15 protein-coding genes are annotated in these 13,415 nt (G+C 41.4%); 10 read left to right on the top strand and 5 right to left on the bottom strand.

The features are described from left to right. The first annotated feature begins 157 nt into the window (after positions 1–157). The 5 genes from cphA to BMF77_RS02590 all read left to right on the top strand — a co-directional run bounded on the left by cphA (position 158) and on the right by BMF77_RS02590 (position 5,839). Positions 158–2,854: a cyanophycin synthetase gene (cphA, locus tag BMF77_RS02565; RefSeq protein WP_148766753.1), complete on the top strand. Its 2,697-nt coding sequence runs from the start codon at positions 158–160 to the stop codon at positions 2,852–2,854. Between the two features lie 125 nt (positions 2,855–2,979). Then, complete coding sequence (locus BMF77_RS02570) at positions 2,980–3,171, top strand: DUF2862 domain-containing protein (RefSeq protein WP_148760405.1); 192 nt, start codon at positions 2,980–2,982, stop codon at positions 3,169–3,171. An 85-nt stretch (positions 3,172–3,256) separates the two neighbouring features. After that, positions 3,257–4,357, top strand: coding sequence for an ArsA family ATPase (locus BMF77_RS02575; protein WP_015079847.1), 1,101 nt, complete (start codon positions 3,257–3,259; stop codon positions 4,355–4,357). 92 nt (positions 4,358–4,449) lie between these two features. Then, on the top strand, positions 4,450–5,484 hold the full coding sequence (gene chlG, locus BMF77_RS02585; RefSeq protein WP_148760409.1) for a chlorophyll synthase ChlG: 1,035 nt from the start codon (positions 4,450–4,452) through the stop codon (positions 5,482–5,484). An 85-nt stretch (positions 5,485–5,569) separates the two neighbouring features. Next, entirely contained in the window at positions 5,570–5,839 is a 270-nt protein-coding gene (locus BMF77_RS02590) for a hypothetical protein (RefSeq protein ID WP_015079849.1), read from the top strand. Positions 5,840–6,227: 388 nt separating this feature from the next. On the opposite strand, the gene BMF77_RS02595 is transcribed toward BMF77_RS02590, so the two are convergent. Then, complete coding sequence (locus BMF77_RS02595; RefSeq protein ID WP_015079850.1) at positions 6,228–6,479, bottom strand: hypothetical protein; 252 nt, start codon at positions 6,477–6,479, stop codon at positions 6,228–6,230. 27 nt (positions 6,480–6,506) lie between these two features. Here BMF77_RS02595 and BMF77_RS26425 point away from each other — a divergent pair, with 27 nt between their 5' ends. Continuing rightward, a complete protein-coding gene (locus tag BMF77_RS26425) occupies positions 6,507–6,647 on the top strand; it encodes a hypothetical protein (protein ID WP_168204383.1) in 141 nt (46 codons plus the stop codon). Here the strand turns inward: BMF77_RS26425 and BMF77_RS02600 are convergent. Next, complete coding sequence (locus tag BMF77_RS02600; RefSeq protein WP_148760411.1) at positions 6,633–7,064, bottom strand: M48 family metallopeptidase; 432 nt, start codon at positions 7,062–7,064, stop codon at positions 6,633–6,635. The two genes, BMF77_RS26425 and BMF77_RS02600, sit on opposite strands and share 15 nt — an antisense overlap. 176 nt (positions 7,065–7,240) lie before the next feature. Further along, positions 7,241–7,597, bottom strand: a complete 357-nt coding sequence (locus BMF77_RS02605) for an iron-sulfur cluster assembly accessory protein (RefSeq protein WP_015079852.1) — start codon at positions 7,595–7,597, stop codon at positions 7,241–7,243. Positions 7,598–7,896: 299 nt separating this feature from the next. Here BMF77_RS02605 and BMF77_RS02610 point away from each other — a divergent pair, with 299 nt between their 5' ends. Next, positions 7,897–9,513 carry a hypothetical protein gene (locus BMF77_RS02610; protein ID WP_148760413.1) on the top strand — a complete coding sequence of 539 codons (1,617 nt, stop codon included), beginning with the start codon at positions 7,897–7,899 and terminating at the stop codon, positions 9,511–9,513. A gap of 371 nt (positions 9,514–9,884) precedes the next feature. Beyond that, complete coding sequence (locus BMF77_RS02615; RefSeq protein ID WP_015079854.1) at positions 9,885–10,055, top strand: ribbon-helix-helix-containing protein; 171 nt, start codon at positions 9,885–9,887, stop codon at positions 10,053–10,055. Here BMF77_RS02615 and BMF77_RS02620 read toward each other — a convergent pair. Then, positions 10,015–10,275: a hypothetical protein gene (locus BMF77_RS02620; RefSeq protein WP_148760415.1), complete on the bottom strand. Its 261-nt coding sequence runs from the start codon at positions 10,273–10,275 to the stop codon at positions 10,015–10,017. The two genes, BMF77_RS02615 and BMF77_RS02620, sit on opposite strands and share 41 nt — an antisense overlap. Before the next feature lie 57 nt (positions 10,276–10,332). Here BMF77_RS02620 and zds point away from each other — a divergent pair, with 57 nt between their 5' ends. Together zds and BMF77_RS02630 are read left to right on the top strand one after the other, a co-directional pair. Beyond that, positions 10,333–11,772: a 9,9'-di-cis-zeta-carotene desaturase gene (zds, locus tag BMF77_RS02625; RefSeq protein ID WP_148760417.1), complete on the top strand. Its 1,440-nt coding sequence runs from the start codon at positions 10,333–10,335 to the stop codon at positions 11,770–11,772. Between the two features lie 214 nt (positions 11,773–11,986). Next, the gene (locus BMF77_RS02630; protein WP_015079856.1) at positions 11,987–12,439 is read left to right on the top strand and encodes an SRPBCC family protein; all 453 of its coding nucleotides are present in this window, start codon (positions 11,987–11,989) and stop codon (positions 12,437–12,439) included. Here BMF77_RS02630 and BMF77_RS02635 read toward each other — a convergent pair. Beyond that, positions 12,436–13,380: an aldo/keto reductase gene (locus tag BMF77_RS02635; protein WP_148760419.1), complete on the bottom strand. Its 945-nt coding sequence runs from the start codon at positions 13,378–13,380 to the stop codon at positions 12,436–12,438. The genes BMF77_RS02630 and BMF77_RS02635 overlap by 4 nt on opposite strands. Positions 13,381–13,415: the final 35 nt, after the last annotated feature.

A 13,415-nucleotide genomic window follows, 5' to 3' on the forward strand; every position in this document is an offset into this window, starting at 1 on the left:
AGATGACAATGATTTGACCGCGCTCTGATTTCTTCCTGTTTTCAGATTTTAGATAAATACTATCTAATCATAAAAAACTGTTTGACATGAACAGTTTAGCGGTCAATTCCAGTAAGAAACTAGAATTTTGGTTCCGAATCTCCATCTACCTATTCCCATGAGAATCCTCAAGATCCAGACCTTACGCGGCCCAAATTACTGGAGCATTCGACGGCACAAGCTCATCGTCATGCGCCTAGATTTAGAAAATCTTGCCGAAACGCCCTCTAATGAAATCCCTGGCTTTTATGAAGGATTAGTAGAGGCTCTCCCCAGCCTAGAGGGTCACTACTGCTCCCCTGGCTGTCGGGGTGGTTTTCTGATGCGGGTGCGAGAAGGCACCATGATGGGTCATATAGTGGAACACGTAGCCTTGGAACTCCAGGAATTAGCGGGAATGCACGTAGGTTTCGGTCGCACCCGTGAAACTGTCACACCTGGAATTTATCAGGTAGTGATTGAGTACCTAAATGAAGAGGCGGGTCGCTATGCAGCACGGGCAGCAGTCAGGCTATGTCAAAGTATTATTGACCGGGGACGTTATCCCAAAGCCGAACTAGAGCAAGATGTTCAAGACCTGAAAGACTTTTGGCGTGATGCTTCGCTAGGACCTTCAACAGAAGCTATTATCAAAGAAGCGGAGAAAAAAGGTATTCCTTGGATGCCTTTACCAGCTAGATTCTTAATTCAATTGGGCTATGGTATCCATCAAAAACGGATTCAGGCCACAATGACCAATAACACAGGCATTCTTGGTGTAGAACTAGCTGGTGATAAAGAAGCTACTAAACGGATTCTCGATGCCAACGGTGTCCCAGTTCCTAGAGGGACAGTTATCAATTTCTTTGATGATTTAGAAGAAGCCGTTGAATATGTTGGTGGTTATCCCATCGTGATTAAACCTTCAGATGGTAATCATGGCCGGGGTATCACCATTGATATCCGTAATTGGGAAGACGCAGAAGCCGCTTATGAAATGGCTAGACAGGTTTCTCGTTCAGTGATTGTGGAAAGATATTATGTAGGACGAGATCATCGGGTATTGGTAGTTAATGGCAAGGTAGTTGCTGTAGCGGAGAGAATCCCCGCCCATGTCGTGGGTAATGGCAAATCTACGATTACAGAGCTAATTGAAGAAACAAACCAAGATCCCAATCGCGGTGAAGGTCATGATAATGTCTTAACTAAGATTGAACTAGACCGTACCAGCTATCAACTCCTAGATAGACAAGGCTACACCATCAATAGTGTGCCACCCCAGGGAGCAATGTGTTATCTGCGGGCTACAGCCAACTTGAGTACAGGTGGTAGTGCTGTAGATCGCACAGACGAAATTCACCCGGAAAATATATGGTTAGCACAACGGGTAGTGAGAATCATCGGTTTAGATGTAGCTGGGATAGATATTGTCACTTCCGATATTAGCCGTCCGCTCCGAGAAGTAGATGCGGTAATTGTCGAAGTCAATGCCGCCCCTGGTTTCCGAATGCACGTCGCCCCCAGCATTGGTATCCCCCGCAATGTCGCTGGTGCGGTCATGGATATGCTGTTCCCCAATGAACAATCTGGACGGATTCCTCTGCTCTCTGTCACAGGCACAAATGGTAAAACCACCACTACCCGCCTGTTAGCACATATCTATAAGCAAACTGGTAAAGTAGTAGGCTACACAACTACAGACGGTACTTATATCGGTGATTTCTTAGTAGAATCAGGAGATAATACAGGTCCTCAAAGCGCCCATGTTATCCTTCAAGATCCAACCGTAGAAGTAGCGGTATTGGAATCGGCTCGCGGTGGGATTCTCCGCTCTGGGTTGGGTTTTGAAAATGCTAATGTAGGTGTGGTATTAAATGTGTCTGCTGACCATCTGGGCATCGGCGATATAGATACTATTGAACAATTAGCCCATCTCAAAAGTGTAGTTGCTGAGGCTGTTTTTCCTGATGGTTATGCGGTACTCAATGCCGATGATCACCGGGTTGCAGCGATGGCAGAAAAGACTAAGGCAAATATTGCCTACTTTACCATGAATCCAGACTCGGATCTGGTACGGAAACATATTCAACAGGGTGGAGTGGCCGCAGTCTATGAACATGGTTATCTGTCTATTGTCAAAGGTGATTGGACGCACCGCATCGAAAGAGCAGAAAATATTCCTTTGACAATGGGTGCAAGAGCGCCATTTATGATTGCTAATGCTTTAGCTGCTAGTTTGGCGGCTTTTGTTCAAGATGTCACCATTGAGCAAATTCGGGCTGGTTTAAGAGGCTTCCGTGCTTCTGTGAGTCAGACCCCAGGACGGATGAATTTGTTTAATTTGGGTAAACACCATGCTTTGGTAGATTATGCCCACAATGCGGCTAGTTATGAGGCTTTGGGGTCATTTGTTCGGAATTGGACAACGGGACAGCGCATTGGTGTGATTGGTGGTCCGGGCGATCGCCGTGATGAAGATTTTGTGACTCTAGGTAAGTTATCAGCAGATATCTTTGACTACATTATTATTAAAGAAGATGATGATACTAGAGGTAGACCTCGTGGTTCAGCTTCAGATTTGATTATTCAAGGCATTACCCAAGTTAAGCCTAATTACCGCTTTGAATCAATTTTGGATGAAACCACAGCTATTAACAAAGCCTTGGACATGGCTCCTGATGGTAGTCTGGTGGTAGTTTTGCCGGAAAGTGTGAACCGGGCTATTAAGTTAATTAAGATGCGAGGTGTACAGGAAGAAACCCAGCCACAGCAATCAACTCACAATGATTCGCAAAATGGTGTAGCTTCTTCTTCGGCGATTAATACACTGATTTAGGAGCATCTCTTGTTGGTAAATTGCCCTCAGACTGATGAATAATTTAAGTCTGGGGGTTAATTAATGGTGGGTAAGTGACAGATTCCGCTACACTGAGATTTGGATTATTTTATTGTAACTAGATCATGGACATCGGACAGAAAGTTAAGGTGATTCGTTTGCGCGATCGCGTATCCTCTACTATCGCTCAAAAACTGGGAAAAGTTGGCATTATCCAAGGCTACAAAGTCACTGACGGGGCGGGAATCGGTGTGGTAGTTAAGTTTGATGACAACTTCTCCACCTGGTTTTTTGAAGATGAAATCAAACCAGCCTAGTCAAAACAACTTACAGTAGAGGCTAAGAAGATTGGTTAAGTGCTAAGTTGTTATTGAAAAGATCGGCAAAATTGGAAATTGAGTAATGGCCTTGATACTGACATTTTTGGGCAAAAACGGCATCGCTCGCAGTAAGATAGCGATCGCCGCAGCCATTAGTTTGGCAACACAAGGCAAAAGGGTACTTCTAGCAGGACTAGCAGATCCAACATTGCCAATTCTACTCAATACTACTCTGACTCCTGACCCCCAGGAAATCTCTCCTAATCTACAAGCAGTACAGTTTCAAGCATCTGTACTGCTAGAACGCAACTGGGACGAAGTGAAAAAATTGGAGGCTCAATACCTCCGCACACCGATTTTGAAAGAGGTTTATGGGCAGGAACTGGTGGTATTACCAGGTATGGACAACGCCCTTGCTCTCAATGCGATTCGTGAATATGATGCCAGTGGCAAATATGACGCGATTATCTATGATGGCACAGGCGATGCTGCCAGCTTGCGAATGTTGGGAATGCCAGAATCTTTAAGTTGGTATATGAGACGATTTAGGCAATTGTTCGTAAATTCCGATTTAGGGAAAACAATTACCGAATCTCCCCTAATTCAACCTTTAATTAGCAGTCTTTTTAATATTAATTGGACTGCTGATAATTTTTCTCAACCCACTAACCAAGTTAATAATTTTCTCGAACAAGGTAAAGCCGCTTTAGCTAATCCCCAGCGAGTTGCCGCTTTTTTGGTGACAACATCAGAACCCATTGATGTGGCAAATTCCCGCTATCTGTGGGGAAGCGCCCAACAAATTGGTTTAACTGTTGGTGGAGCAATCTTAGTTGCTGATGGAGAAAATACTAACTTATCCCAGGAATTTGCACCTCTACCTGTGAGCATAGTTCCTGATGTCTCCCAGGGGGAATGGCAACCTCTGATAGATGCTTTACCCAACTTTGTTGAGCAAGCATTACAAGCTAACCAACCAATTGAAATTGACGTACATAATCGCCAAGTCCGCTTATTTTTACCTGGTTTCGACAAAAAACAGGTAAAACTTACTCAACAGGGACCAGAAGTCACAGTAGAAGCCGGAGATCAAAGACGTAATATCTTCCTCCCCCCGGCTTTAAGTGGTAAACCTGTAACTGGTGCAAAGTTTCAAAATAGTTATTTGATAATTTCTTTTTAGGGATTGGGGACTGGGGATTGGGGACTGGGCAATAATTACCAATTACCCATTACCTATTACCAATCACCTATTACCAATTACCATTACCCCTTATGTCTGAATCAACTCCCATTGACCCAAATTCTCAGCCGAATGAGGCTATAGAATCAACCAATCCAGAAGTCACAATTGCAGAAGACCGTAATGCGAAAACTCGGCAATTGCTGGGAATGAAAGGTGCAAGTGCTGGGGAAACTTCCATTTGGAAAATTCGCTTGCAATTGATGAAACCGATTACCTGGATTCCCCTAATTTGGGGTGTGGTCTGCGGTGCGGCTTCTTCTGGTAACTACACTTGGACTTTAGAAAATGTTTTGAAGTCTGCCCTTTGTATGTTGCTTTCTGGTCCTTTGTTGACAGGTTATACCCAAACCATCAATGATTATTATGACCGAGAAATTGACGCGATTAATGAGCCTTACCGTCCCATACCTTCGGGGAGAATTTCTGAAAAGCAAGTAATTAGCCAATTCGTGCTTTTACTATTATTAGGATGTGGGGTGGCTTATACCTTAGATTTATGGGCAGGTCATCAATTTCCTACTGTTTTAATGTTGTCCGTTTTTGGGACTTTTATCGCCTATATCTATTCTGCACCACCATTGAAATTAAAACAAAATGGTTGGTTAGGAAATTATGCTTTGGGTGCAAGTTACATTGCTTTACCTTGGTGGGCTGGTCATGCTTTATTTGGAGAATTGAATTGGAAAATTGTGATTCTGACTCTATTCTACAGTTTGGCTGGTTTGGGTATTGCCATTGTCAATGATTTTAAGAGTGTGGAAGGCGATCGCCAATTAGGACTACAATCATTACCAGTTATGTTTGGCATCCAAACTGCGGCTTTGATTTGTGTAGTCATGATTGATTTATTTCAAGGTTTGGTGGCAGGTTATTTGGTGAGTATTCACGAGAATTTATATGCAGCAATTCTCGTCTTATTAATCGTTCCCCAAATCACTTTCCAAGATATGTATTTTCTCCGTGATCCCATAGCCAATGATGTCAAATATCAAGCCAGCGCCCAACCGTTTTTGGTTTTGGGAATGTTGGTAACAGGTATTGCATTAGGTCACGCTGGCGTTTAATTGAATATATCTTCAGCTAGACGTGAGCAATGAGGAGTTAGGAGTTATATTAATTTCTAACTCCTCACTTATTTTATAAATTGCCATGTTGAATTTTATATCTTTTCTAATTCAGGGAATAAAAGCATTCTTGATTCCGATTTGCTTTATCACATCTTGGACTGTGATGGTTTTGGTATTTTTGAATTTATGGACAGCAACAAAAGAGACTGTTAAAATTGCTCAAGAAATGCACAAAATCCCCTGTCCTAATTGCCAATTTTTTACTAATAATTATCGTCTTAAATGTACAGTAAATCCATACATTGCGAATACAGAAGAAGCAATTGGTTGTCAAGATTATCAATCAAATTAATTGTTATCTCTGGGCTTTCCATTTGTTGTGGATTATTTGTAGGGGTTTAGCAATGCTTACTTGTGTCAACTTAGGCTACAGATACTTCGACCCTTCGACAGGCTCAGGGCATCGCAAGCTCAGTACAAGTGGCTTATTTGTTTGGGTTCCACACCCACCAGGGAATAAATTCCCTGTCTAATAGATCAAGTCCGTTAAAACGGACTAATAAATTTTCCTAGTATTCAGTCATCTAAAGATGACTTGCGCTATTAGACTGGGAATATGGCTTACGCCACGCTGCGCTATCATTCCCAGTCGGGCTATGGGTTTTACGTTAAGTTGACACCAATGAGCATTGCTAAACCCTTTCAGCCGATTAATCCAGCTATTTGAAAATGAGTAAAATTCAAGACAACTCATTTTTGGTCAGTTTCTTAGATACCCAACTAATAATGCCACTAAATAGCGCACCACCCATCAATATACCAATAGCAGGATTAAATACTGGCATCCAGAGTTTGTGCCACAAATCTAAACCTAAATTGATTCCCGAAGCATCACCAATCACGGCTATAACAAGCCACGCAAAACCCAAAATCACTAAAAAAACATCAGCGACTAAGATTAAGTTGAGCCAGTTTAATAATTTGTCTTTCATTTTGATTGGTCAGTTGTCAGTTGTCAGTTGTCAGTAGGGGCGAAGCATTTGGAAGATAAATTATCGGTCATTGCCAAAAATAGTTCTCCAAATGCTTCGCCCGTACAGTTGTTAGTTGTTAATTGGAAGTATCTTCTCCCTGTTCCCTATTCCCTATTTTTCAAATAACCATTTTTTGACTTTGGCTAAGTTTTTCCAATCAGGGTTTCTGGTTAAACCATCTTCAATGCTATTTTTAACTTCTTCCTGCCATTCTTCATTGACAAATATCAATTGTTGTGCAAAGTCAATGTGTTCCCGTAAACCTTTTTGACCTGTTTCTAACATAGCTAAAGCCAGATTAATTCTTCCTTGCGGATCTTGGGGATTGAGTTTCACAGCTTTATTAGCAGCGTTGAAAGCCAATTTACCTTTATTATCAAGAAGATATAACCAAGCGAGACAAACCCAGGCTGAACTGGCTTTAGGAGAGCGATCGCATACCTCTTTAAATACAGGAATCAGTGACTCTACAGATTCTCCAGCCTTGTAGCGTTCTAAACCTTTATCAAATAGGGAATCAACGGAATCAATTGTATTAGTCATTTGTTCTTAGTCAGTGGTCAGTTGTCAGTTGTTCTTAGTCAGTGGTCAGTTGTCAGTTGTTAATTGACTTCTGACTTCTGACTCCTAACTTATCAAAAAATATGCTGAAAACCTCGGAATTGATACCTGAAAATTCCAAAAAATTTTAGGTGTCAATGTCTTTAGACCGGGGAGTGTCAAACGCCGAAAGACTTACCGCAACCACAAGTTTGGGCAGCATTGGGGTTAGTAAATTGGAAACCACCACCAATCATGGCATCACTATAATCGAGCATTAAGCCGTAAAGATAAAGGAGACTTTTGCGATCGCTGATAATTTTGAAGCCATCATAATCAAAAACCTCATCATCAGGGTTAATCTTGCTGACATCCTCAAAATCCATCATATAAGACATTCCCGAACAACCACCTTGTCTAACTCCCACCCGTAAGCATAAATCTTGCCCTTGTTTATCTTGAAGAGACTTAACCTGACGCAATGCAGATTCAGATAAGAGAATTCCCCGTTGTTGAGTTTGAGTTGCTTGTGTCATAAATTCTTAACTCCTGAACTAGTTTTATCAATACCCCATCAGGCATTCTCGTACCTCTGGGCTGCTATGAATGTTTTTGTATTCATTTTAGCGACATTCCGACGGCAAAAAAGCATAAGAAGATGGGAAGATGGAAAGATAGGAGAAAATTTTAGAATAATCCCTGTTTGTGTCAACTGTTGCTGTGTTTATTAGCAACCTCAGATTTTTATTCTAGAATTGAGGGGTTCGGTGTGTTGAAAGATTAAACATTCCCAAAACTCTAATTTTCAATCGCTTTGTTTTGATTCACTTACTCTATGACAAGTTTTAATCGCTCTACCAGTCGTCGGTTGCAGAAATTACCCCAGATTCCTTCTGTATGGGAGGGCGATCGCCGTCCATTGTCATCACCACACACCCCCTTTACAGACCCAGATGCCAAAGGAGATTGTATTCTTTGGGTAGATGCCTCAGAAGGCATTGTGAGAAGCATGGACATGGTAGATCCCGCCCTGGGACCAGAAGCCATTGTGCGTACCCTCATGCAGGCAATAGAACATCCCCAAAGTCCAGCCAAACCCGGTAGACCGCAAAGAATAGTTGTCCGCGACCGGGAAATTCAATTTTACCTGCGCGGAGTATTGCAAGACTTAGATATTGCCATTGACTACGTACCAGAATTACCCATAATTGACGAACTATTTCGTTCTTTTGCCGAAGTCATTGATAGCCAAATTCCCGATTTACCACCCAAATACGCCCAACTCCTCCATGATAAAGCCTTAGAAGTTTGGCAATCTGCCCCTTGGAGATTTTTAGAAGAACAGCAAATTTTATCCATAGAGATTAATCAATGGGATGTAGAGAAACTCTATGCCTCAGTCATGGGAATGCTAGGAATTGAATATGGAATTTTGTTTTATCGTTCGGAAGATTCCCTCAAGCGGTTTCGGGCTGCTGTTTTAGCTGATGAAGATGAACTTCAGCAAGATTTAGAAGAAGCCTTCCTCAAACAAGATTGTTTATTTCTCACCTTTGATTCCTTGCACGAAAACGAAGATGATGATCTAGGAAATTTGGCACAAATGCCACTTTCAGAAATTGAACCTACCTTCGGAAATATTCATCCCCTAGAAGGATTACGTTCCGTTTTGTATGAAGAAGAAGCACTACTAACTTTTGTTGCTGTAGAAAGTTTATTGCGGTTTCTGCGTGACCACCATCGGCAATTATCCGAAGAGGATTTGCTCACCCTCAGCCAACGTTATCGAATTTCCTTACCAGAAACCGACAAAAGGCGTAAATCTTTAACTGTCACCGTTTCTACCATGCCAGAATTGACAGCAGAATTAGAAGAAATGGCTGGTTTTGATTTAGATGACGAAGATGATGAAGATGAAGATGATTCCATCTTTGAAGCCCTCAGAGACGACTTAATCCCTGAAGATGCTTTCATGAGTTTGGGAGTATTACCCTGGGAAACATTAAATTACCTGCGTCAAGCGCCTAATTACCAAGCAGCAGGGGAATTTGAACTCAAAGGGGACGGTTTACCTGTGATTGTCATTCAAACCTCTCGCCCTAAAGCTAAAGGAATTATTGAAAATATTCAAGCTGCGGGAGGATTAAACGCCATCTGTTTTCATACGGTAACCGATCCTGTGGATGATGATCTCTATGACTTAGGTTTATTGCAAACACATAATAATGAATTATTTTTGTTTGGGCAATTTTTAGATGATGATCCAGTTCACATAGAAGCTAAGAAAAAATGGCATCAGCGGTGTAAAAATACCAAAGGCCATTGCGGTTTAATTATTGCCAAAGGATTGACCGGGACTGCTCGTGGTAATCCTCAATTACGAGATATGATGGCTCTATTAGAAGCTAATGTACTTTCCTCGGAAGAATTAAACTTAGAAACACTTGACTAAAAAAATAGATATACCTAAAATTTATGAATTAAATTACAGGATATCTAATACCAACTTGATGAGAGGCTGCACAGAATCATAAAATCCATGAATTCATCCGTCTTTATCCGCGGTCAATAATTCTAGAAATCTGATTCAATACAGCTTCATCTTAAATTGGTATAAAATACACTCATGGTGCAAATCTCCAGAAATTTCCCGTATTCAAGCAAAGTCATCGCAAAATAAATTTTGGTAGGTAGTTGACAAACTAAAAATTTTAAATAAGATTAGTGTTTTTGTTACCTTGTTAATTCCGACTAACTTTCATAGTATCATTTTTGTTTTGAGTGACCGAACTTTCTAAATCAAGTTAATATACAGCAAAGTGCATGATAATGACAAATAAAAAATGGGCAGTTAAACGCATAACAGTTAATCTCGCAACACAAGAAGCAGAGAAACTAGAAAAATATTGTCAACAGACAGGTAGACCAGCAACAGATGTCATTCGGGAACTGATTAGAAGTTTACCCCAGGGGGAAGAAGTGGCCGGAGGGTGATAGAGGGCAGGGAAGCAGGGGCAGAGGGCAGGGGAAGTAGGGGAGTCGGGGGAGCAGGGAAAGTAGGGGAGTCGGGGAAGTAGGGGAGGCAGGGGAGGCAGGGGGAGAGAAATATTCTTTTGCAACTGACAACTGACAACTGTACGGGCGAAGCATTTGGAGAACTATTTTTGGCAATGACCGATAATTTATCTTCCAAATGCTTCGCCCCTACTGACAACTAACCAGTCACCAATTCAGTTACAATTTGTAAAGAAACTGAACAAGGAACGAGGGAATGCGCGTTGCAATTGTGGGTGCGGGATTAGCTGGGTTAGCAACTGCTGTAGATTTAGTAGATGCGGGCTGTGAGGTAGAAATTTTCGAGTCTCGTCCGTTTGTGGGTGGTAAAGTCAGCAGTTGGGTAGATGGTGACGGCAATCATATTGAAATGGGGCTGCACGTCTTTTTCGGCTGCTACTACAATCTGTTTGCATTGATGGAGAAAGTGGGGGCTGGGGATAATTTACGCCTCAAAGAACATAGTCATACTTTTATCAATAAAGGTGGACAAACTGGGGCGTTAGATTTTCGCTTTTTTACTGGTGCGCCTTTTAACGGATTAAAGGCGTTTTTTACTACTTCCCAACTTTCATTACGGGATAAATTCCAAAATGCGATCGCTCTGGGTACTAGCCCCATAGTTCAAGGTTTGGTAGACTTTGATGGGGCAATGAAAACTATTCGCAAATTAGATAAAATCAGTTTTTCTGACTGGTTCTATAGTCACGGTGGTAGTAAAGGTAGCATTAAACGTCTCTGGAATCCTATTGCTTACGCCCTGGGATTTATAGATTGTGATCATATTTCCGCCCGATGTATGTTGACAATTTTCCAGTTTTTTGCAGTCAGAACAGAAGCTTCAATTCTGCGAATGCTGGAAGGTTCACCTCACGAATATTTACACAAACCTATTGTTAAATACTTGGAAGAAAGAGGCACAAAAATATACACCCGTCGTCAAGTCCGAGAAATTCAGTTTGCTGAGTCTGGCGACGAAACTCACATTACTGGTATATTAGTTGCCCAAGGTGACACAGAAGCAGTAATTACCGCTGACGCTTATCTTTGTGCTTGTGATGTTCCAGGGATTCAGCGAGTTTTACCCCAACCTTGGCGGAAATGGACAGAATTTGATAACATTTATAAGTTAGATGCTGTTCCAGTCGCTACAGTGCAGCTACGCTTTGATGGTTGGGTGACAGAACTGGGAGATGAGGAAAAACGCAAACAGCTAAATCATGCGACTGGGATAGATAATTTGTTGTATACCGCTGATGCTGATTTTTCCTGTTTTGCGGATTTGGCTTTAACTAGTCCCGCAGATTATTATCGTCCTGGGGAGGGTTCATTGTTGCAACTGGTATTGACACCGGGTGATCCTTTTATTAAGCAAAATAATGAAGAAATTGCTCACCACGTCCTTAAACAAGTGCATGAACTGTTCCCTTCGTCAAGAGATTTAAACATGACTTGGTACAATGTGGTTAAATTGGCTCAATCTTTGTATAGAGAAGCACCAGGAATGGATGCGTACCGTCCCGATCAAAAAACACCTATTCCTAACTTTTTCCTAGCTGGAAGTTATACTCAACAAGATTATATTGACAGCATGGAAGGGGCAACGGTTTCTGGAAAACGTGCGGCTAAGGTAATTCTCGAAAGTTTGAAGAAGTAGGGACTGGGGACAGGTGACAGGTGACAGGTGACAGGTGACAGGTGACAGGTGACAGGTGACAGGTGACAGGTGACAGTTAAGAGGGAATAAGTAAAAGTTTACCAATTACCAATTACCAATTACCAATCACCCATTACCAATTACCAATTACCAATTACCAATCACCCATTACCAATTACCAATTACCAATCTAAAATCTAAAATCTAAAATCCTATGAGTGAATGGTTAGAACATAGTGTCCAGGTAGAAGTTGAAGTTCCCATAGAATTAGCATGGGGATTGTGGTCTGATTTAGAGCAAATGCCTAAATGGATGAAATGGATTGATTCAGTCAAAATTACTGAAGATAACCCGGAAATTTCTCTATGGAAACTGAGTACAGGAGGATTAGATTTTACGTGGAAATCTCGAATTACCAAAATAATTCCTTATCAAATTATTCAATGGGAATCGGTTGATGGTTTACCAAATCAAGGAGCAATTCGCTTTTATGATCGTCATGATCTTAGTATTGTGAAAATGACGGTTTCCTATGCTATTCCTGGCTTGATTGGTAAACTCATGGATAATTTGTTTTTAGGAAAGGTGGTGGAGTCCACAATTCAAGCAGATTTAGAACGGTTTAAACTATACGCTTTGAATGTGCAGGATATGAGCTTACCTTAATGTAACCAAGGACGAGTGATTTTCTCTAATTCAGCAATTTCATCTTGAGTCATTTTCCAACCTAAAGCCCCTGCATTTTGTTTAACTTGTTCAGCGGTTTTGACTCCAGCAATGGGAATGACATTACCTTGGGCTATTAACCAATTTAAGGATACTTGGGCAGGAGTGCGATCGTATTTTTCACCAATTTCTCGTAATAGAGATAAAACAGGGGCGATTTGATTTAAACCATCTTGACTAAATCGCGGATCTATGCTTCTTGCACCTTGAGGCTTATAAGAGGGCGTATACTTACCTGTGAGCAATCCTTGGGCTAAGGGACTATAAGCTAAAATAGTTACACCTAAATCACGGGCTGTTTGGGAAATACCTTTACCTTCTATTTGGCGCGTTAGTAGAGAATAACGCACTTGATTTACAGCCAAAGGTATGCCCCTATCGGCTAATATCTGGTGTGCTTCTCGCATTTGGGCTGCTGAATAGTTACTCACACCTACTGCGCCGATTCTCCCCCGTTTCACTTCATCTGCGAGGGTATTCATGAGAGTTTCTTGAGTCAAAAAGAAAGCAAAAGGCCAATGAACTTGGTATAATTCAATTTTCTCAACTTGGAGACGTTGGAGACTAGCCGTTAAAGCGTCAGATATAGATTTACCATCCCAACGCCAAGGTAAAGGGCCAAACTTCGTGGCAATTTGTACCTTTTGGGAGCTTTGTTTCATGAACTTTCCTAAAAACTGTTCCGAAAGTCCTAAACTGTAAACTTCTGCTGTATCAAAGAAGGTGATACCAGCATCTAAAGCTGCATTAAAAGCCGCTTGTAACTGTTCTTCACCATAGCCGTTGCCATAATTCCAAAATACTTTATCACCCCAAGCCCATGTACCGATACAAAGAGGGGGAACAGCTAGACCATTTTTTCCTAATGTGATGGTTTCCATTTTGGTAAAATTGATTATATTTACAAAAAAAAGGG

The sequence above is a fragment of the Dolichospermum sp. UHCC 0315A genome (genome assembly GCF_008121535.1).
GTDB classification, from domain to species: domain Bacteria; phylum Cyanobacteriota; class Cyanobacteriia; order Cyanobacteriales; family Nostocaceae; genus Dolichospermum; species Dolichospermum lemmermannii.

What these genes read in the sequence shown, in the direction of transcription:
- BMF77_RS02610 (WP_148760413.1), top strand. Translation starts at nt 7,897, where the DNA reads ATGACAAGTTTTAATCGCTCTACCAGTCGTCGGTTGCAGAAATTACCC.
- BMF77_RS02570 (WP_148760405.1), top strand. Translation starts at nt 2,980, where the DNA reads ATGGACATCGGACAGAAAGTTAAGGTGATTCGTTTGCGCGATCGCGTA.
- BMF77_RS02605 (WP_015079852.1), bottom strand. Translation starts at nt 7,597, where the DNA reads ATGACACAAGCAACTCAAACTCAACAACGGGGAATTCTCTTATCTGAA.
- BMF77_RS02575 (WP_015079847.1), top strand. Translation starts at nt 3,257, where the DNA reads ATGGCCTTGATACTGACATTTTTGGGCAAAAACGGCATCGCTCGCAGT.
- zds (WP_148760417.1), top strand. Translation starts at nt 10,333, where the DNA reads ATGCGCGTTGCAATTGTGGGTGCGGGATTAGCTGGGTTAGCAACTGCT.
- BMF77_RS02630 (WP_015079856.1), top strand. Translation starts at nt 11,987, where the DNA reads ATGAGTGAATGGTTAGAACATAGTGTCCAGGTAGAAGTTGAAGTTCCC.
- BMF77_RS02635 (WP_148760419.1), bottom strand. Translation starts at nt 13,380, where the DNA reads ATGGAAACCATCACATTAGGAAAAAATGGTCTAGCTGTTCCCCCTCTT.
- cphA (WP_148766753.1), top strand. Translation starts at nt 158, where the DNA reads ATGAGAATCCTCAAGATCCAGACCTTACGCGGCCCAAATTACTGGAGC.
- BMF77_RS02600 (WP_148760411.1), bottom strand. Translation starts at nt 7,064, where the DNA reads ATGACTAATACAATTGATTCCGTTGATTCCCTATTTGATAAAGGTTTA.
- chlG (WP_148760409.1), top strand. Translation starts at nt 4,450, where the DNA reads ATGTCTGAATCAACTCCCATTGACCCAAATTCTCAGCCGAATGAGGCT.
- BMF77_RS02590 (WP_015079849.1), top strand. Translation starts at nt 5,570, where the DNA reads ATGTTGAATTTTATATCTTTTCTAATTCAGGGAATAAAAGCATTCTTG.
- BMF77_RS02615 (WP_015079854.1), top strand. Translation starts at nt 9,885, where the DNA reads ATGATAATGACAAATAAAAAATGGGCAGTTAAACGCATAACAGTTAAT.
- BMF77_RS02595 (WP_015079850.1), bottom strand. Translation starts at nt 6,479, where the DNA reads ATGAAAGACAAATTATTAAACTGGCTCAACTTAATCTTAGTCGCTGAT.